The organism is Mycolicibacter algericus DSM 45454, assembly GCF_002086455.1.
Lineage (GTDB): Bacteria > Actinomycetota > Actinomycetes > Mycobacteriales > Mycobacteriaceae > Mycobacterium > Mycobacterium algericum.
The window spans coordinates 163,997-181,220 of sequence record NZ_MVHC01000004.1 but is presented as its reverse complement, the minus strand read 5'-3'; the positions used below and the strand labels follow the sequence as shown (position 1 = coordinate 181,220).

General features: G+C 67.8%; 14 protein-coding genes and 2 tRNA genes. 7 read left to right on the top strand and 9 right to left on the bottom strand.

Going from position 1 to position 17,224, the window contains the following annotated elements:
• From BST10_RS05870 to pknB, 4 genes are read left to right on the top strand one after another with little or no spacing between them, the layout of a single operon-like run.
• Entirely contained in the window at positions 1-1,410 is a 1,410-nt protein-coding gene (locus tag BST10_RS05870; protein WP_041319304.1) for an FtsW/RodA/SpoVE family cell cycle protein, read from the top strand.
• Complete coding sequence (pbpA, locus tag BST10_RS05865; protein WP_083037023.1) at positions 1,407-2,894, top strand: D,D-transpeptidase PbpA; 1,488 nt, start codon at positions 1,407-1,409, stop codon at positions 2,892-2,894. Before BST10_RS05870 ends, pbpA begins: the two co-directional genes overlap by 4 nt.
• The gene (locus tag BST10_RS05860) at positions 2,891-4,123 is read left to right on the top strand and encodes a protein kinase domain-containing protein (RefSeq protein WP_083037021.1); all 1,233 of its coding nucleotides are present in this window, start codon (positions 2,891-2,893) and stop codon (positions 4,121-4,123) included. The genes pbpA and BST10_RS05860 overlap by 4 nt, the downstream gene beginning before the upstream one ends.
• Positions 4,120-5,994, top strand: coding sequence for a Stk1 family PASTA domain-containing Ser/Thr kinase (pknB, locus tag BST10_RS05855; protein ID WP_013826959.1), 1,875 nt, complete (start codon positions 4,120-4,122; stop codon positions 5,992-5,994). The genes BST10_RS05860 and pknB overlap by 4 nt, the downstream gene beginning before the upstream one ends.
• On the opposite strand, the gene BST10_RS05850 is transcribed toward pknB, so the two are convergent.
• Together BST10_RS05850 and BST10_RS05845 are read right to left on the bottom strand one after the other, a co-directional pair.
• Positions 5,988-6,671 carry an aminodeoxychorismate/anthranilate synthase component II gene (locus BST10_RS05850; RefSeq protein ID WP_013826958.1) on the bottom strand — a complete coding sequence of 228 codons (684 nt, stop codon included), beginning with the start codon at positions 6,669-6,671 and terminating at the stop codon, positions 5,988-5,990. The two genes, pknB and BST10_RS05850, sit on opposite strands and share 7 nt — an antisense overlap.
• A 37-nt stretch (positions 6,672-6,708) precedes the next feature.
• Positions 6,709-7,461, bottom strand: a complete 753-nt coding sequence (locus BST10_RS05845) for a DUF881 domain-containing protein (protein ID WP_013826957.1) — start codon at positions 7,459-7,461, stop codon at positions 6,709-6,711.
• 93 nt (positions 7,462-7,554) lie between these two features.
• On the opposite strand from BST10_RS05845, the gene crgA reads away from it, so the two are divergent.
• Positions 7,555-7,836, top strand: a complete 282-nt coding sequence (gene crgA, locus BST10_RS05840) for a cell division protein CrgA (protein WP_013826956.1) — start codon at positions 7,555-7,557, stop codon at positions 7,834-7,836.
• Between the two features lie 218 nt (positions 7,837-8,054).
• A complete protein-coding gene (locus tag BST10_RS05835; RefSeq protein WP_083037019.1) occupies positions 8,055-8,408 on the top strand; it encodes a PH domain-containing protein in 354 nt (117 codons plus the stop codon).
• Between the two features lie 21 nt (positions 8,409-8,429).
• Here the strand turns inward: BST10_RS05835 and BST10_RS05830 are convergent, their stop codons facing one another.
• Entirely contained in the window at positions 8,430-8,978 is a 549-nt protein-coding gene (locus BST10_RS05830; protein WP_041316621.1) for a peptidylprolyl isomerase, read from the bottom strand.
• A 39-nt stretch (positions 8,979-9,017) separates the two neighbouring features.
• Here BST10_RS05830 and cwsA point away from each other — a divergent pair, with 39 nt between their 5' ends.
• Positions 9,018-9,446 carry a cell wall synthesis protein CwsA gene (gene cwsA, locus BST10_RS05825; protein WP_083037017.1) on the top strand — a complete coding sequence of 143 codons (429 nt, stop codon included), beginning with the start codon at positions 9,018-9,020 and terminating at the stop codon, positions 9,444-9,446.
• A gap of 46 nt (positions 9,447-9,492) precedes the next feature.
• Here cwsA and BST10_RS05820 read toward each other — a convergent pair whose 3' ends face one another.
• The 6 genes from BST10_RS05820 to gyrB all read right to left on the bottom strand — a co-directional run bounded on the left by BST10_RS05820 (position 9,493) and on the right by gyrB (position 17,053).
• Positions 9,493-9,858 (bottom strand): hypothetical protein, encoded by a 366-nt coding sequence (locus BST10_RS05820; protein WP_083037014.1) that lies wholly within the window; start codon positions 9,856-9,858, stop codon positions 9,493-9,495.
• A 207-nt stretch (positions 9,859-10,065) separates the two neighbouring features.
• Positions 10,066-10,138: transfer RNA gene (locus BST10_RS05815), tRNA-Ala, on the bottom strand.
• A gap of 12 nt (positions 10,139-10,150) precedes the next feature.
• Positions 10,151-10,224 (bottom strand) — tRNA-Ile (locus BST10_RS05810).
• 62 nt (positions 10,225-10,286) lie between these two features.
• The gene (locus tag BST10_RS05805; RefSeq protein ID WP_083037012.1) at positions 10,287-11,135 is read right to left on the bottom strand and encodes a DUF3566 domain-containing protein; all 849 of its coding nucleotides are present in this window, start codon (positions 11,133-11,135) and stop codon (positions 10,287-10,289) included.
• A gap of 50 nt (positions 11,136-11,185) precedes the next feature.
• The gene (gyrA, locus tag BST10_RS05800) at positions 11,186-14,941 is read right to left on the bottom strand and encodes an intein-containing DNA gyrase subunit A (protein WP_083037009.1); all 3,756 of its coding nucleotides are present in this window, start codon (positions 14,939-14,941) and stop codon (positions 11,186-11,188) included.
• Between the two features lie 60 nt (positions 14,942-15,001).
• On the bottom strand, positions 15,002-17,053 hold the full coding sequence (gene gyrB, locus BST10_RS05795; RefSeq protein ID WP_109559418.1) for a DNA topoisomerase (ATP-hydrolyzing) subunit B: 2,052 nt from the start codon (positions 17,051-17,053) through the stop codon (positions 15,002-15,004).
• Positions 17,054-17,224: the final 171 nt, after the last annotated feature.

Below are 17,224 nucleotides of genomic sequence, written 5' to 3'. Positions count from 1 at the left end.
GTGAGCACAGAGCCGCAGCCGGCGGTGACGCTGACCCCGGCGCTGCCGGATCGACGCAACGCCGAATTCCTGCTGCTGTGCTTCGCGACCATGATCGTCGCGGTAGCGATGCTGATCGTCGAGGCCGGCCACGAACAGGGGCTGCGCTGGGATCTGGTCGGCTACGGGACGGCGTTTCTGGTGCTGTTCAGTTTCGCGCACCTGGTCATTCGGCGCTCGGCACGTTACGCCGATCCGCTGCTGCTGCCCGTGGTCGCCCTGCTCAACGGGCTCGGACTGGTGATGATCCACCGCATCGATCTCGGCGTCGGCGCCGACGCCGCTGACGGCCGCCCGGGCGCCGGCTCCCAGATGCTGTGGACGCTGGTCGGCGTCATCGTCTTCGCCCTGGTGCTCGAGCTGCTCAAGGACCACCGCCAGCTCGCCGGCAGCGGCTACATCTGCGGCCTGGTCGGCCTGGTGCTGCTGGTGATCCCCGCCCTGTTGCCGGCCTCGCTGTCGGAGCGCCAGGGCGCCAAGATCTGGATCCGCTTGCCCGGCTTCTCGATTCAGCCCGCGGAGTTCTCCAAGATCTTGCTGCTGATCTTCTTCGCCGCGGTACTGGTCTCCAAGCGCCGGCTGTTCACCAGCGCCGGCAAGCACGTGTTGGGCATGAACCTGCCGCGGCCGCGCGACCTGGCGCCGCTGCTGGCCGCCTGGGTGATCTCGGTGGCCGTGATGGCCTTCGAGAAGGACCTCGGCACCTCGCTGCTGTTGTACGCGTCGTTTCTGGTGGTGGTGTACCTGGCCACCCGGCGGTTCAGCTGGATGGTGATCGGGATGCTGCTGTTCGCGGTCGGCAGTGTCGCGGCGTACTTCCTTTTCAGCCATGTCCGGGTGCGGGTACAGACCTGGTTGGACCCTTTCGCCGACCCCGAGGGCGCCGGCTATCAGATGGTGCAGTCGTTGTTCAGCTTCGCCACCGGCGGCATCTTCGGCACCGGACTGGGCAACGGTCAGCCCGGTTACGTGCCCGCGGCGTCGACGGACTTCATCATCGCCGCGTTCGGAGAGGAGCTGGGTCTGGTCGGGCTCGCCGGTGTGCTGATCCTGTACACGATCGTGATCGTGCGCGGCATGCGGACCGCGATCGCGGTCCGCGACAGCTTCGGCAAGCTGCTGGCCGCCGGCCTGGCCGCCACCCTGGGCATCCAGCTGTTCATCGTGGTCGGGGGAGTGACCAAACTGATTCCGCTGACCGGGCTGACCACGCCGTGGCTGTCCTACGGCGGGTCGTCGTTGCTGGCCAACTACGTGCTGCTGGCGATCCTGCTGCGCGTCTCGCACGCTGCGCGTCGCCCGCTGAGCACCCAGCCGCAGCGCACCGCCCCGATCGGCGATACCGGCACGGCGGTGATCGAGCGCGTATGAACACCTCGCTGCGCCGCGTCACGATGACCCTGATGGCGCTGATAGTGCTGCTGTTGGGCAACGCCACCCTGACCCAGGTCTTCGCCGCCGACGGGTTGCGCGCCGACCCGCGTAATCAGCGGGTGCTGCTCGACGAATACTCCCGCCAGCGGGGCCAGATCACCGCCTCCGGGCAACTGCTGGCCTACTCGGTCGCCACCGACGGCCGGATCAAATACCAGCGCATCTACCCCGACCCGGCGGTGTACGCGCCGATCACCGGATTCTATTCGCTGCGCTATTCCAGCAGCGGGCTCGAACGCGCCGAGGACACCGTGCTCAACGGATCAGACCCGCGGCTGTTCGGGCTGCGGTTGGCGGACTTCTTCACCGGCCGCAGTCCCCGCGGCGGCACCGTGGAGACCACCATCCGCCCGCGGGTGCAGCAGGCCGGCTGGGAGGCGATGCGCAGCGGCTGCGACGGCGGCTGCCGAGGAGCCGTGGTGGCGCTGGAGCCGTCCACCGGCAAGATCCTGGCGCTGGTGTCCACGCCGTCCTACGACCCCAACCTGTTGTCCTCGCATGATTCGGTACAGCAGGGCCAGGCCTGGCAGCGGCTGCGCGACAACCCCGACTCGCCGCTGACCAACCGCGCCATCAGTGAGACCTACCCGCCCGGGTCGACGTTCAAGGTGATCACCACCGCGGCCGCGTTGCAGGCCGGTATCAGCGAGAACGAGCCGCTGACCAACGCCGCGCACATCGCCCTGCCCGACAGCACCGTCAAGCTGGAGAACTTCGGCGGCAACACCTGCGAAGGCACTGAACAGACCGTCCCGTTGCGGGTGGCGTTCGCCCGGTCCTGCAACACCGCGTTTGTCCAGTTGGGTATCCGCACCGGCTCCGACGCGCTGCGGAACACCGCCCAGGGGTTCGGGCTCGACATCACGCCCGAACCCATCCCGCTGCAGGTGGCCGAGTCCACCATCGGCCCGATCCGCGACGCCGCCGCCCTGGGGATGACCAGCATCGGCCAGAAGGACGTCGCGGTGACGCCGCTGAAGAACGCGGTGATCGCCGCGACCATCGCCAACGGCGGGTTGACGATGCAGCCCTACCTGGTCGCGGGGTTGGAGGGCCCGGATCTGGCCGGTATCGCGACAACGCAACCGCGCGAACAGCGCCGTGCGGTGTCTTCGCAGGTCGCGGCTAAGCTAACTGAACTGATGATCGACGCCGAGAAAGTGACCCAGCAGGAGGGGGCCATCCCGGGCGTACAGATCGCGTCGAAGACCGGTACCGCCGAGCACGGCACCGATCCGCGGAACACTCCGCCGCACGCGTGGTACATCGCTTTCGCCCCGGCCAGTGCCCCCAAGGTGGCCGTCGCCGTTGTCGTAGAGGGCACAGCGGACGGTGACGCTCCGCTGTCGGCCACCGGCGGGGCGCTCGCCGCGCCGATCGGGCGTGCCGTCATCGAAGCCGCACTGCAGGGGCGATCATGAGTCCGGCGGTCGGGGCGGCGTTGGCCGGGCGCTACCGGTTGCAGCGGCTCATCGCCACCGGCGGCATGGGCCAGGTGTGGGAAGCCGTGGACAACCGGCTGGGCCGGCGCGTCGCGGTCAAGGTCCTCAAACCCGAGTTCTCCTCCGACCCGGAGTTCATCGAGCGGTTCCGCGCCGAGGCGCGCAACACCGCCATGCTCAACCATCCCGGCATCGCCAGCGTGCACGACTACGGTGAGACCGACCTGGACGGCGAAGGCCGCACCGCGTTTTTGGTGATGGAGCTGGTCAACGGCGAGCCGCTGAACTCGGTGCTCAAGCGCACCGGGCGGCTGTCGCTGCGGCACGCGCTGGACATGCTCGAGCAGACCGGTCGGGCACTGCAGGTCGCGCACAGCGCCGGGCTGGTGCACCGCGACGTCAAGCCCGGCAACATCATGATCACGCCCACCGGCCAGGTGAAGATCACCGACTTCGGGATCGCCAAGGCCGTCGACGCCGCCCCGGTCACCCAGACCGGCATGGTGATGGGCACCGCCCAGTACATCGCGCCGGAACAGGCACTCGGGCAAGACGCCACCGCGGCCAGCGACGTGTATTCGCTGGGTGTCGTCGGCTACGAGGTGCTGTCGGGGCGCCGCCCCTTCACCGGCGACGGCGCGCTGACCGTGGCGATGAAGCACATCAAGGAGCCGCCGCCGCCGCTGCCGGCCGAACTGCCGCCTAACGTGCGGGAGCTCGTCGAGATCACGCTGGCCAAGAACCCCGGTATGCGCTACCGCAGCGGCGGCCCGTTCGCCGATGCGGTCGCCGCGGTGCGGTCCGGCCGGCGGCCGCCGCGGCCGAGCCAATCCCTGCCGCCCGGACGCGCCGCGCCGTCGGCGATCCCGTCGACGGCGGCGACCCGGGTCGCCCCACCGGTGTCGGCGCGAGCCACCGCGGCGCGGCGGGCCCGGACCGGCACCGGTAACCACCGGCCGCCGGCGCCCCGGCGCACCTTCACCGCCGGGCAGCGTGCACTGCTGTGGGCGGCCGGGGTGCTGGGCACGCTGGCGATCATCATCGCGGTGCTGATCGTGGTCAACGCCAAGAGTCCGGGAGGCTCGCTGGCCCCGGCCACCGTCACCGACACCGGCGGGCCACCGGTCGAGTCGTCCAGCGTCGAGTCGCCGCCGGCGGCTCCGCCCGCGCACTCCTCGGGCTGGACCTGGTCGAAGGTTGCACGATGACCACCCCGCAGCGGCTCTCCGACCGCTATGAACTCGGTGAGATCCTCGGCTTCGGCGGCATGTCGGAAGTGCACCGCGCGGTCGATACCCGGCTGCACCGCGACGTGGCCGTCAAAGTGCTGCGTGCCGACCTGGCCCGCGACCCGAGCTTTTATCTGCGGTTCCGCCGGGAGGCGCAGAATGCTGCCGCGCTGAACCACCCGGCGATCGTCGCGGTCTACGACACCGGGGAAGCCGACACCCCGGCCGGCCCGCTGCCCTACATCGTGATGGAACTCGTCGAGGGCGTGACGCTGCGCGACATCGTGCAGAACGACGGCCCGATGCCGCCCATCCGCGCCATCGAGGTGATCGCCGATGCCTGCCAGGCGCTGAACTTCAGCCACCAGCACGGCATCATCCACCGCGACGTCAAGCCGGCCAACATCATGATCGACAAGCACAACGCGGTGAAGGTGATGGACTTCGGCATCGCCCGCGCGATCGCCGACGCCGGCAACAGCGTCACCCAGACCGCGGCGGTGATCGGCACCGCCCAGTACCTGTCGCCCGAGCAGGCCCGCGGCGAACCCGTCGACGCCCGGTCGGACGTGTACTCGCTGGGCTGCGTGCTCTACGAAATCCTCACCGGCGACGCACCTTTCATCGGTGATTCACCCGTGGCGGTGGCCTACCAGCACGTCCGCGAAGACCCGGTGCCGCCGTCGCAGCACCAGCCAGGGTTGCCGGCCGACCTGGATGCGGTGGTGCTCAAGGCGCTGGCGAAGAATCCGGACAACCGCTACCAGACGGCCGCCGAGATGCGCGCCGACCTGGTGCGGGTGCACAACGGGGAGAAGCCCGAAGCTCCCCGGGTGCTCACCGAGGCCGATCGCGCCGCCATGCTGGCCTCGCGGGCGGGTGGCGGCTCCGGGGCTCCCACCGATCCGCTGCCGCGCCAGGAACTCGACTTCGGCCACGAGCGGCCGGGTTCGGTGGGCCGGTGGCTGATCGCGGCGATCGTGCTGGCGGTGCTGACGGTCATCGTCACGGTGTCGATCAACAGTTTCGGCGGCCGCACCCACCAGATCCAGGTGCCCGACGTCAGCGGCCGGGCGTCGGTCGACGCGATCGCCGAACTGCAGAACAAGGGCTTCAAGACCCGCACCGAGCAGCGCGCCGACTCCGACGTGCCGCCCGATCATGTGATCAGCACGGAGCCGCCCGCCGGCGCGCCGGCGAACAAGGGCGACAAGATCACCGTCAACGTGTCCTACGGCCCCGAGCAGCGTCAGGTGCCCGACGTGGCCTCGCTGAGCTACGCCGACGCGGTCAAGAAACTCACCGCCGCCGGCTTCGGCAAGTTCAAGCAGGTCGACTCGCCCTCCACACCGGAACTCAAGGACAAGGTCGTCGGCACCAACCCGCCGGCCAACCAGACCACCGCGATCACCAATGAGATCGTGATCGTGATGGGCTCCGGCCCGGCCACCAAACCCGTCCCGGACGTCACCGGCCAGACGGTGGAGCTCGCGCAGAAGAACCTGACTGTCTACGGCTTCACCAAGATCACCGAGGTGGCGGTGGACAGTCCGCGCCCGGCCGGCGTGGTGATCGGCACCAGCCCGCCGAGCGGTGAGACCGCACCCCTCGACGGCGTGGTCGAGCTGCAGGTGTCCCGCGGCAACCAGTTCGTCATGCCGGATCTGGCCGGGATGTTCTGGACCGATGCCGAACCGCAGCTACGGGCGCTGGGCTGGACCGGGATGTTGATCAAGGGCGCCGACGTCGACGCCGGCGGCTCCGGCCACAACCGGGTGCTCTACCAGAGCCCGTCGGCCGGCCAGGGTGTCAACACCGACGGCAACATCACGCTGCGCTTCGGTCAGTAGCTGACTGCCGGCGACACGGCCCGCGCGCTCTGCACCGTGGCGGCGACCTCGTCCTCCAGCCGCTGAACCAACGCCTCGTCGCACGGATAGCCGCAGCCCTCCAGCCAGTTGGCCAGCATCCGGTGACCGCCCTCGGTGAGGATGGACTCCGGATGGAACTGCACGCCGTGGATGGGCAACCCGGTGTGCCGCACACCCATGATCACCCCGCCGCGGGTGCGCGCGGTGACCTCCAGGTCGGCGGGCAACGTCTCGGGGAGAATCGTCAACGAGTGGTAACGGGTGGCGGTGAACGGGTCCGGCAGACCCTTCAGCACCCCGGTGTCGGAGTGGAAGACGGTACTGGTCTTGCCGTGCAGCAATTCCGGCGCACGCCCCACCGTGGCGCCGAACGCGACACCGATCGCCTGATGGCCCAGACAGACCCCCAGCACCGGGATCCGGGCCGCGGCGCACGCACCGACTACCGGGATCGACGCCCCGGCGCGCTCCGGGGTGCCCGGTCCGGGGCTCAGCAATACGCCGTCGAAGTCGGCCACCACCTGGTCCAGCGCGGCCGGGTCGGCCAACCGGGCGTCGTCGTTGCGCCAGACGGCAGCCTGCACCCCCAATTGGCCCAGGTACTGCACCAGGTTGAACACAAAGCTGTCGTAGTTGTCGACGACCAGGATCCGCACGCTGACAGGCTACCGTCGTGTTGCCGGCCCGCGGGGCTCAGTAGTCGATCGGGCCGGCCGGGACGGCGTAGCGCATCCGGGCGGGTCTCGGCGTCTCGACCACCTGCAGATCCGTGCTGACCTGCTCGCTGTAGCCCAGGCCGAACCGGATCACGTACTGCTTGTACAGCGTGACCAGGGGAGCGGCGGCCAGCGCGGCCTGCATCGCATCGGGGTCGCCGATCGCGGTCATCACATAGGGCGGGCTGTAGGTCCGGCCGCCCAGCAGCAGCGTGTTGCCGACGCACCGCGGCGCCGACTCCGCGGTGATCCGCTGATCCTGCATCTGGATGGCTTCGGCGCCGGCGCTCCACATCGCGTTGAGCACGGCGGAGATGTCCTGTTGGTGGACCACGAGGTCGTCGGGGGAGGCGTCTCGGGGGAAGCGACCGTTGGCGTCGCGCTGGGCATCGGTGAGTGTCACGACCAGGCCGGGCCCGTGGACGGCCGCCAACCCGGCGGCCTCGGCCAGTTGATCGGTGCGGTTGCGCATCGCCGACAGCGCCGCACCGGCGCCCCGGCCGTGCACCGAGCCCACCGCCTCGGCCAGCGTGTCCCGTTTGTCGGTGAGCTCTTCGACGGTGAACTGGGTGGCGCGGACCAGGTCGACCAGGCGGGGCGCGTCACCGCGGCGGATCTCCTTGCCCCCCGAGACCCCGTGGGTGGCGGCCAACAGCAGTCCAGCCGACAGACACACCAGCGGAACGCCGACCCGCCATGCGGAACTGCGGCCCGGGGACGCGCCGTCCATCGGCTCTCCAATTCTCGGCTGGGTGCTCGGCTGGGTTAATCTCGTACGCGACCCATACTCGCAGCTTCACCGCCGCACTGTCCCGAGGTATCGATGCCCAAGTCGAAGGTTCGCAAGAAGACCAGCTTCACCCCCTCGTCGGTGAGCCGCACCCCGGTCAAGGTCAAGGGCGGCCCGTCGAGCGTATGGTTCGTCGCGCTGTTTCTGGGGCTGATGCTCTTCGGGCTGGTGTGGCTGATGGTCTATCAGTTGGCGGCCACCGGGTTGGATACCCCGGCGGCGCTGAACTGGATGGCAGAGCTGGGCCCGTGGAATTACGCGATCGCGTTTGCTTTCATGATCACCGGGCTGTTGCTCACCATGCGGTGGCGCTGAGCGGGTCCGGCCTGGGATTTCGGTTATGTCATGTCGTCGGCGATGCCAGCTGGGTAACCAAGCGGTTGCTCAATCACAACGATGTGATTCATCCCCATTGTGGACAACCCCTGTAGATAACCTCAAAACCGCAGGTCGCATTGACTGACGGACACCGCCAGCAAACCCAGTGGGCGCCTCCCGCCCGCGGAATCGCTGGTTGCGCGCTTGCCGGCGCGATGTTAGCTATCAGTGCTGTGACGCTCGCCACAGACCTGCCGGGGCGGCTGCTGGCAGGCCTCGCCGGAATCGGCATGCTGGTGTTTGCCGGTTTCTCCTGGCGGTCGCGGCCACGGCTGGCACTAACCGGTCAGGGCTTGGTCCTGCGCGGCTGGTGGCGCACCCGGCTGCTGACCCCCGGCGACCTCACCCGGGTCCGCGTCACCGACTTCCAGCGGATCGGGCGGACGCAACATCTGCTGGAGATCGAGACGGATGATGACGATCTGCTCATCCTGTCCCGCTGGGATCTCGGCACCGATCCCCGCCACGTGTTCGCTGTGCTGTCGGCGGCCGGCTACACCGGCCCCTGACAGCGTCCGGACAACCGGGCTCTAGGAGACCGTGACCGACTCGATGACCACCGGCTCGGTGGGCCGGTCGCCCCGGTCGGTCGCCGTGTTGGCGATGGCGTCGACGACGCCCCGCGAGTCCGGATCGACGACCTCACCGAAGATGGTGTGCTTGCGGTTCAGGTGCGGGGTCTGGCCCACGGTGATGAAGAACTGCGAGCCGTTGGTGCCGGGACCGGCGTTGGCCATCGCCAGCAGGTAGGGCTTGTCGAACACCAGCTCGGGGTGGAACTCGTCCTCGAACTTGTACCCGGGTCCGCCGCGACCGGTGCCGGTCGGGTCGCCGCCCTGGATCATGAAGCCGCCGATCACCCGGTGGAACACGGCGCCGTCGTAGAACGGGCCCGACGAGCCGCCGGAGGCGTTGGTGGTGGAGTACTCCTTGGTCCCCTGCGCCAGGCCGACGAAGTTGGCGACGGTCTTGGGGGCGTGGTTGCCGAACAGCGCGATCTTGATGTCGCCGCGGTTGGTGTGCATCGTGGCGGTTGCGGTGGCGATAGGGCTGGTGGTCATGGCATCACAGTGTGCCATTCCCGGCGGCGTGGGCTGCGTCACGGGTAGCGTTGGATCATGCGCCTGTCCAAGGAGACCCAGCTGACCCACCGAGAGCGCCTGACCCGGGGCCTGGCCCACACTGCGGGCGGGCCCGTCGATGTAGCACGCGGCGCCGTCGGCCTCGGCGGGGCCGCGGTGCAGCGTGGCGCGGTGCAACTGCGCCAGCGCTACCGGGATAGCCGGTTGGCCGACCATGTGGCCGACGCCGCCGATGCCGCCGCCCGGGAGTTGGCGGCCGCCCAGGAGGCGGTCTCCGGGCTGCCCGATGTGCTCGAGGGCCGGTCGTCGCGGCGCCGGCTCCGCCGGTCCTGGGTGATCGCCGGGGCGGTCGGCACGGCGCTGCTGGTGGGCGGTGCGGTGGCGGTTGCGATCAGCCGTGCGAGCCGGCCGGAGGAACCCTCGCCGCGCCCACCGAGCGTGGACGCGCACCCCCGGACGGTCTGACGAGTCAGCTGTTACGACGCTGGAACGCTTTGCGCCGTCCCCGGTCCTAGCTACGCGACCGCCGCGCCGCGACGAAGGAACGCACGCCCAGGCCCACATAGATTGCCAGCAGTGCGAACATGATGGTGCTGACGATCACCGCCGCGGGACGCTGTGCGGTCCCGGCGATCACATCGCCGATCTTGGCCACCTGCATCAAGGATCCGAGTGCCCCGAGCAGTGCCACCGCCAACGCGGCGTGAATGGCGTGGCGATGTGCCGCCGGATTGCGTGCCACGACACCGGCAATCAGGATCGGCAGACCCACGAACGCCGGGATCAAGGCGGTCACGCTGACCGCCGATGAGGCGACGTACGCGATCACGCCCAGGGCCACCAGGGCCGCTCCGGTCGCCATGGTCACTTTGGTCACGGGTATCTCCTTGATCTTCTCGGCGCGGAATGCGCCCCTGCTGTGCCCCCGGTGCAGGTGCGGGCCGGGGGCTTACTCCAGCACCGTAGCCCGCCTCACGGAATGAGTGCGCCGGGGTTGAGGACGTAGCGGGACCGGATGAACATCTCACCCTCTTTGGCGCTTTCGGTGACAAAGACGTCCTCGCGGACCGAACGGCTGTGCTTGTGGAGCCTAGGAGATTCGAACTCCTGACATCTGCCTTGCAAAGGCAGCGCTCTACCAACTGAGCTAAGGCCCCGGATGGGACTCGTGGGCCTAGGAGGACTCGAACCTCCGACCTCTTCGTTATCAGCGAAGCGCTCTAACCGCCTGAGCTATAGGCCCGTAGTCGACTACGACCGAGCGCCGAGATTACCGCACCCGACGCCCCCCGGCCAAAATGCCGGTCAGTCCCGATCGGCCAACGTGACCTCGACGCCGCCGACGACGTCGGTGCTCAGGTTGTAGATCACCACACCCAGGGTGGCCATCGCGGTCAGCACGACCACGTTGACCAGTCCGATCAAGGCGGCACCGCCGAAGATCGAACTACCCGAAACCAGTTCTGCGGCACTGTTGTTCGTCAACAGATCGCCTACGTTGCTGTTCAGCTTGTTCCAGACGCCCATCGCCCCCAGCATGACGTAGAGCACCGCGACGGCGATCATCCAGACGAAGAACAGCGCCGTGGACAACAGCAGCGACACCTTGAGCGCGCTCCACGGGTCGATCCGCCGGATCTGCATGCTGGCCCGAACCGGACCGCGCGGTCCGGCCGACACCTGCGTGCGCCGAGCCGGGGGTCGACGCTGAGCCGGTTCGGACAGATCCGGCAGCTCGCTGCCGTAGGCGTCGTCGGTGGCGGCGTGCGCGGCCGGGGCCGGCTTGGCCGGCGGCTGGACCGGCTTGGCGGTCTGCTTGGCCGGTTTGGCCGGTTTGGCCGGCTGCGGCGCACCCGGGGCGGCGGTGCCGGAGACGAAACGGCGCAGCCGCTCGTCCACACCGGGGGAGTGGCCCGCCGCGTTCGGCTCGGCCGATCGGGCCGGCTCGGCCGGCCGGGCCGGTTCAGCGGGCCTGGCAGCCGCCGGCGGCCGACTCTGCCCCCCGCGCTGCCACGGTGGCGGCTCGCCGGTATCGGCGACCCGGCCGGGCCGGGCCACCGGCCGCTGGCCCGCGACGTCGGCCGACCCGCTGCCCGCGGATTCCGCTTTGCCCGGACCACTGCCCGGGTGCCCCGGCTCATTCGGTGCGCTCACTGACGCTCCTTACCTCCCCGAGCCGCCCGGGCGGTCCGGATTCTTGTCGTTCAGCTATCCGAGTCGTCGTCGGCCGCTTCTTCGTCGGCGTTTCGTGCGATCGCTATCAGTGTGTCGCCCTCACCCAGGTTCATCAACCGAACGCCCTTGGTCTGGCGCCCTGCCTTGCGAACCTGCCGCGCCGCGGTACGGATCACCCCGCCCCCGGAGGTGATCGCGTAGAGCTCACTGTCATCGTCGACGATCAACGCCCCGACCAGCCGGCCCCGCTTGGGATCGTACTGAATGGTCAGGATGCCCTTGCCGCCGCGACCCTGGGCGGTGTACTCCTCGATCGCGGTTCGCTTGGCATAGCCGCCGGCGGTGGCCACCAACAGGTAGGTGTCCTCGCGGACCACGTTCAGCGACAGCAGGTAGTCGTCGGCGTTGAACCGCATGCCCTGCACACCCGACGTCGCGCGGCCCATCGGGCGCAGCGCTTCGTCGGTCGCCGAGAACCGGATGGACTGGCCGTTGGCCGAGACCAACAGCAGATCATCCTCGGCGGAGCACAACATCGCACCGACGAGTTCGTCGCCCTCGCGCAGGTTGATCGCGACGATGCCGCCGGAGCGGTTCGAGTCGAAGTCGGTCAGCTTGGACTTCTTGACCAGGCCGTTGCGGGTGGCCAGCACCAGATACGGCGCGTCCTCGTAGCCCTTGATCTGGATGACCTGGGCGATGCGCTCCTCGGGCTGGAAGGCCAACAGGTTGGCGACGTGCTGACCGCGAGCGGTGCGCAGCGCCTCCGGCAGGTCGTAGGCCTTGGCCCGGTACACCCGGCCTTGGGTGGTGAAGAACAGGATCCAGTCGTGGGTCGAGCAGACGAAGAAGTGCGCCACGATGTCGTCCTGCTTGAGCCCGGCGCCCTGCACGCCCTTGCCGCCGCGCTTCTGGCTGCGGTACAGATCGGTCTTGGTGCGTTTGGCGTAACCGGTCTCGGTGATCGTGACGACGACGTCCTCGCGGGCGATCAGATCCTCATCGGCGACGTCGCCGTCGGCGGCGATGATCCGGGTACGACGGTCGTCGCCGTACTTCTCGACGATCTCGGCGAGTTCCTGCTGCACGATCCCGCGCTGCCGTTCCGGTTTGGCGAGGATGTCTTCCAGATCGGCGATCTCGGCCTCGATCTTGGCCAGGTCGTCGATGATCTTCTGGCGCTCCAGCGCGGCCAGCCGCCGCAGCTGCATGTCCAGGATCGCTTGCGCCTGGATCTCATCGATATCGAGGAGGCTGATCAGGCCCTGGCGTGCCACATCGACGGTCTGCGACGCCCGGATCAGTGCGATGACCTCATCGAGGGCGTCGAGCGCCTTGACCAGGCCGCGCAGGATGTGCGCGCGTTCGTTGGCCTTGCGCAGCCGGTAGGTGGTGCGTCGCACGATCACGTCGAGTTGGTGCGCGACGTAGTGGCGGATCATCTGATCCAGCCGCAGGGTGCGCGGCACCCCGTCGACGATCGAGAGCATGTTGGCACCGAAGCTCGTCTGCAGCTGGGTGTGCTTGTAAAGGTTGTTCAGCACCACCTTGGCCACGGCGTCGCGCTTGACCTCGACAACGATGCGCAGCCCCACCCGGTCGCTGCTCTGGTCCTCGATGTTGGCGATACCGACCAGCTTCCCGTCGCGCACCTGGTCGGCGATCGACGTGATGAAGTTGTCGTGGTTCACCTGGTAGGGCAGCTCGGTGATGACCAGCAGGGCCCGCCCGCGGGCATCCTCCTCGATCTCGACCACCCCGCGCATCCGGATGGACCCGCGCCCGGTCCGGTAGGCGTCGCCGATGCCCTGCGAACCGACGATCAGCCCCGAGGTGGGGAAGTCCGGGCCCTTGACCCGCTCCATCACCGCGTCCAGGGTGGTCTCTTCGTCGGCGTCGTGGTTGTCCAGGCACCAGAACACCGCTTCGGCGAGTTCGCGCAGATTGTGCGGCGGGATGTTGGTCGCCATACCGACCGCGATACCGCCGGAACCGTTGGCCAGCAGGTTCGGGAACCGGCTGGGCAGCACCGTCGGCTCCTGCACCCGACCGTCATAGTTCGGGACGAAATCGACTGTCTCCTCGTCGATTTCACGCAGCATCTCCATGGCCAACGGAGTCAGCCGCGCTTCGGTGTTGTGGCTGACGAACCCGTTGGTGATGAAGGCGTGGTCGTCGGTGTCCACCCGCAGGCTGTACACCGCCTGCGTGCCGGCCTCGGTGACCGAGGCGACTTCCGCATAGTAGAAACGCCCGTCGGTGAGCTCGGTGGCAATTGCCCGCACGTCCGGGTCGGCGATACGGGAGAGGATCTCGGCCCCATCGCGCCGCCACCGAGACAGCCGATCGATGTTGTGCCGGTTCAGCCAGTCCTTGTCGACCCAGCGGCTACCGCAATGCCGGCGAATGAACGTCGCTAGTCCGGGAACGTGGTCATCGTCCATGCCGGCACAAGGGGGCAGCGAAGCCAAGATGCCGACGAGCTTCTCCTGCTTGGCTCCGCCGAAGCCGATCTGGCTTGCGAAAAGCTCCGCTTGACCGCGGTTGGTGATGACGACTTTATGTTCGCCCGTCGCGTGCTGGTACCGCTTGGACACCACCCCGAATTCCAGCAACAGCTGCTGGACGTCCTTGCCCAACTGTTCGCTTCGTGTCGAGTAGGACACTTGAATCGTGTTGCGTGGCAAGGCAGAACACGATCCATCGCCTTCGAACAGTGCCTGCAGGAATACCCGCTTGATGGCCGTCGGGGCTTGCCAGACCCATTCTGGAACGGATTTCTGCGCGGACCGCTGGCCGGTGAGTTCCGCCAGCCGTGACCGCCTCAACTCGGCCAGGTTCTGGACGTCGAGCTCGTAGAGCAGCGAACCCGACTTGATGGTGCGTTGCGAAACGTACCGGGCGCCGCCGATAACAGCGTCGTAGGCGGCGACGACCATGCCGAAGTAGCTGGCGTCGATGTTGTTGAAGCCGGCGCGGGTCTCGGAGACGAAGCCTTCGCTGATGAAGGCGCCCGCCAACAATGCCTCCAGCGTCGGTTCCCACTCGGCCGGTCCGATCTCGGTCGGCGGAGTCCGTTGCAGCACGACCCGGTCGCCGGGACGGACCTCCTCGACCAACTTCCACAGCAGCGTCGGCACACCGGCGACGTCCACCAGGCAGAGCAACGGATGGTTCGCGGTTCCGGTGACTTCGTAGCCTTCGGCCGTGCGGACCGTGTAGGTCTGATGTTCGCCGGAGTGGAACAGTCGGTCTGCGGCCACTGGGTTGCCGTGTCGATCCAGGACTTTCAAGTCAACGGTGTTGTCGGAGTTGGGCGCAGCGCCCCCCACGACATCACCGATCCGCACCGACTGCCCAAACGGCAACCGCACCAATGCCTCTGAAGAGAGACAATACCTCATCGCGGCCGGCGGGTCGTTGCCCGGCGAACCGAAGTTGCCCTGGCCGTCGACCAGCGGGTAGCGCAACGACCACGGTTGGGCCATCCGAACCAGGGTGTCGTAGATCGACGAGTCGCCGTGCGGGTGGTAGTTACCCATCGTCTCGGCGACCGAGCGCGCCGATTTGGCGTGGCTGCGATCCGGCCGGAACCCGGAGTCGAACATCGCGTAGAGCACCCGGCGGTGCACCGGCTTGAGGCCGTCGCGGACCTCGGGCAGCGCACGGCCCACGATCACGCTCATCGCGTAGTCGATGTAGCTGCGCTGCATCTCCTGCTGGATGTCGACCGGTTCGATCCGCTCCACCGAGTCGTCTCCGGGTGGCAGCGTGGTGTCTGTCATCTGTTCCTCGTTCAGTCAGCGGTCAGGCAGGTCGGATGGCGCCGGCGTCGCGACACATCCCTAAACGTCCAGGAAGCGAACGTCTTTGGCGTTGCGGGTGATGAAGCTGCGCCGAGCCTCGACGTCCTCGCCCATCAGGATCGAGAAGAGTTCGTCGGCCGCGGCGGCATCGTCGAGGGTGACCTGGCGCAGCACCCGCACCGTCGGGTCCATCGTGGTCTCCCACAACTCCTTGGCGTCCATCTCGCCCAGACCCTTGTACCGCTGGATGCCGTCGTCGGTGTTGATCTTCTTGCCGGCGGCCTTGCCCGCCTCGAGCAGGCCGTCGCGTTCCCGGTCGGAATAGGCGAATTCGGGCTCGGCGCCGCGCTGCCACTTGAGTTTGTACAGCGGCGGCTGCGCCAAGAAGACGTGGCCGTTCTCGATGAGCGGCCGCATGAAACGGAACAGCAGCGTCAGCAGCAGCGTCGAGATGTGCTGGCCGTCGACGTCGGCGTCGGCCATCAGCACGATCTTGTGGTAGCGCAGTTTGGAGATGTCGAACTCGTCGTGGATACCGGTACCCAGCGCGGTGATGATCGCCTGGACTTCGTTGTTCTTCAGAACCCGGTCGATCCGGGCCTTTTCGACGTTGATGATCTTGCCGCGCAACGGCAGAATCGCCTGGAACATCGAGTCGCGGCCGCTCTTGGCCGAGCCGCCCGCCGAATCCCCTTCCACCACATACAGTTCGGACTTGGTGGGGTCATTCGAGCGGCAGTCGGCCAGCTTGCCGGGCAACCCGCCCAGATCCGTGGCGCTCTTGCGGCGCACCAACGCCCGGGCTTTGCGCGCGGCCTCGCGCGCCTGCGCTGAGGACACTGCTTTGTTGATGACCACCTTGGCTTCGGCCGGGTTGGACTCGAACCAGTGGCTGAGCTGCTCATTGCAGACCTTCTGGACGAAGGACTTCACCTCGGTGTTGCCCAGTTTCGTCTTGGTCTGGCCCTCGAACTGCGGCTGGGACACCTTGACTGAGATGACTGCCGCCAGGCCTTCGCGGATGTCCTCCCCGGTGAGGTTGGGGTCCTTGTCCTTGAGCAGCTTCTTGTCTTTGGCGTACTTGTTGACCACGCTGGTCAGCGCCGAGCGGAACCCCTCTTCGTGGGTGCCACCCTCGGCGGTGTTGATGGTGTTGGCGAAGGTGTGCACCGATTCGGAGTAGCCGCCGTTCCACTGCATGGCGATCTCGACTTCGTGTCCGGTTCCCTTGCCGTCGAAGTCGATGACGGTCGGGTGGATCGCGGTCTTGGTGCGGTTGATGTGCGCGACGAAGTCACGCAAGCCGCCGGGGTAGTGGAAGACGCGGTGCTTGACCTTGTGCGGCGCCTCGGCTTCGGCGGCCTTGTCCTCGGCGGACTTCGGCGCTTCGGCGGTGTCGCTGACGACCTCGTCGACGACTTCTTCGGTCCGCACCCGCTCATCGGTGAGTTCGATGGTCAGGCCCTTGTTGAGGAACGCCATCTCCTGCAGCCGCCGCGCTACGGTCTCGAAGTCGTAGTTGGTGGTTTCGAAGACGTCCGGGTCCGCCCAGAACCGGATGGTGGTGCCGGACTTTGTGGTCTTGTCGCCCTTCTTCAGCGTTCCGGGCAGCGACTTGTCATAGGTCTGGAACCACTCGTGACCGTCGACGCAGATATCGGCTTCCAGCCGGGTCGACAGCGCGTTGACCACCGAGACGCCGACGCCGTGCAGGCCGCCGGAGACGCTGTAGGCGCCCTCTTCGAACTTCCCGCCGGCGTGCAGGACGGTCATCACGACGTCGACCGTCGGAATTCCGGTGGCGTGCATGGCCACCGGGATGCCGCGGCCGTCATCGGTGACCTCGACGCCGCCGTCTTCGAGGATGCGCACCGCGACCTTGCTCGCGTAGCCGGCCATCGCCTCATCGACGGCGTTGTCGACGACCTCCCAGATCAGGTGATGCAGGCCACGTTCGCCCGTGGAGCCGATATACATACCGGGTCGTTTGCGGACGGCTTCGAGGCCTTCGAGAACCTTGATCGAATCGGCACCATATTTGTTTTGGGCAGCCACGGTCGGGGAGCTCTCCTCAAGGTCTAGAGCAAGCATTCGGCGCACCACATCACCGGATGCGCGGGGGATACCCGAACAGTCTACCGTGACCCGGCCACGGCGGGTATTTTCTCAGGGCGTTTCCACCCATCTGGTTGCGCCGTGACGCCGATATCGCGGTCGACCATGTGTCCGGCCGGTGGCCAGAGCGATTTTTGTGCTCGTAGG

Coding starts and splice junctions, on each gene's coding strand:
- BST10_RS05835 (WP_083037019.1), top strand. CDS start 8,055: ATGTTAGCTATCAGTGCTGTGACGCTCGCCACAGACCTGCCGGGGCGG.
- crgA (WP_013826956.1), top strand. CDS start 7,555: ATGCCCAAGTCGAAGGTTCGCAAGAAGACCAGCTTCACCCCCTCGTCG.
- BST10_RS05845 (WP_013826957.1), bottom strand. CDS start 7,461: ATGGACGGCGCGTCCCCGGGCCGCAGTTCCGCATGGCGGGTCGGCGTT.
- pknB (WP_013826959.1), top strand. CDS start 4,120: ATGACCACCCCGCAGCGGCTCTCCGACCGCTATGAACTCGGTGAGATC.
- gyrA (WP_083037009.1), bottom strand. CDS start 14,941: ATGACAGACACCACGCTGCCACCCGGAGACGACTCGGTGGAGCGGATC.
- BST10_RS05860 (WP_083037021.1), top strand. CDS start 2,891: ATGAGTCCGGCGGTCGGGGCGGCGTTGGCCGGGCGCTACCGGTTGCAG.
- pbpA (WP_083037023.1), top strand. CDS start 1,407: ATGAACACCTCGCTGCGCCGCGTCACGATGACCCTGATGGCGCTGATA.
- cwsA (WP_083037017.1), top strand. CDS start 9,018: ATGCGCCTGTCCAAGGAGACCCAGCTGACCCACCGAGAGCGCCTGACC.
- gyrB (WP_109559418.1), bottom strand. CDS start 17,053: ATGCTTGCTCTAGACCTTGAGGAGAGCTCCCCGACCGTGGCTGCCCAA.
- BST10_RS05830 (WP_041316621.1), bottom strand. CDS start 8,978: ATGGCACACTGTGATGCCATGACCACCAGCCCTATCGCCACCGCAACC.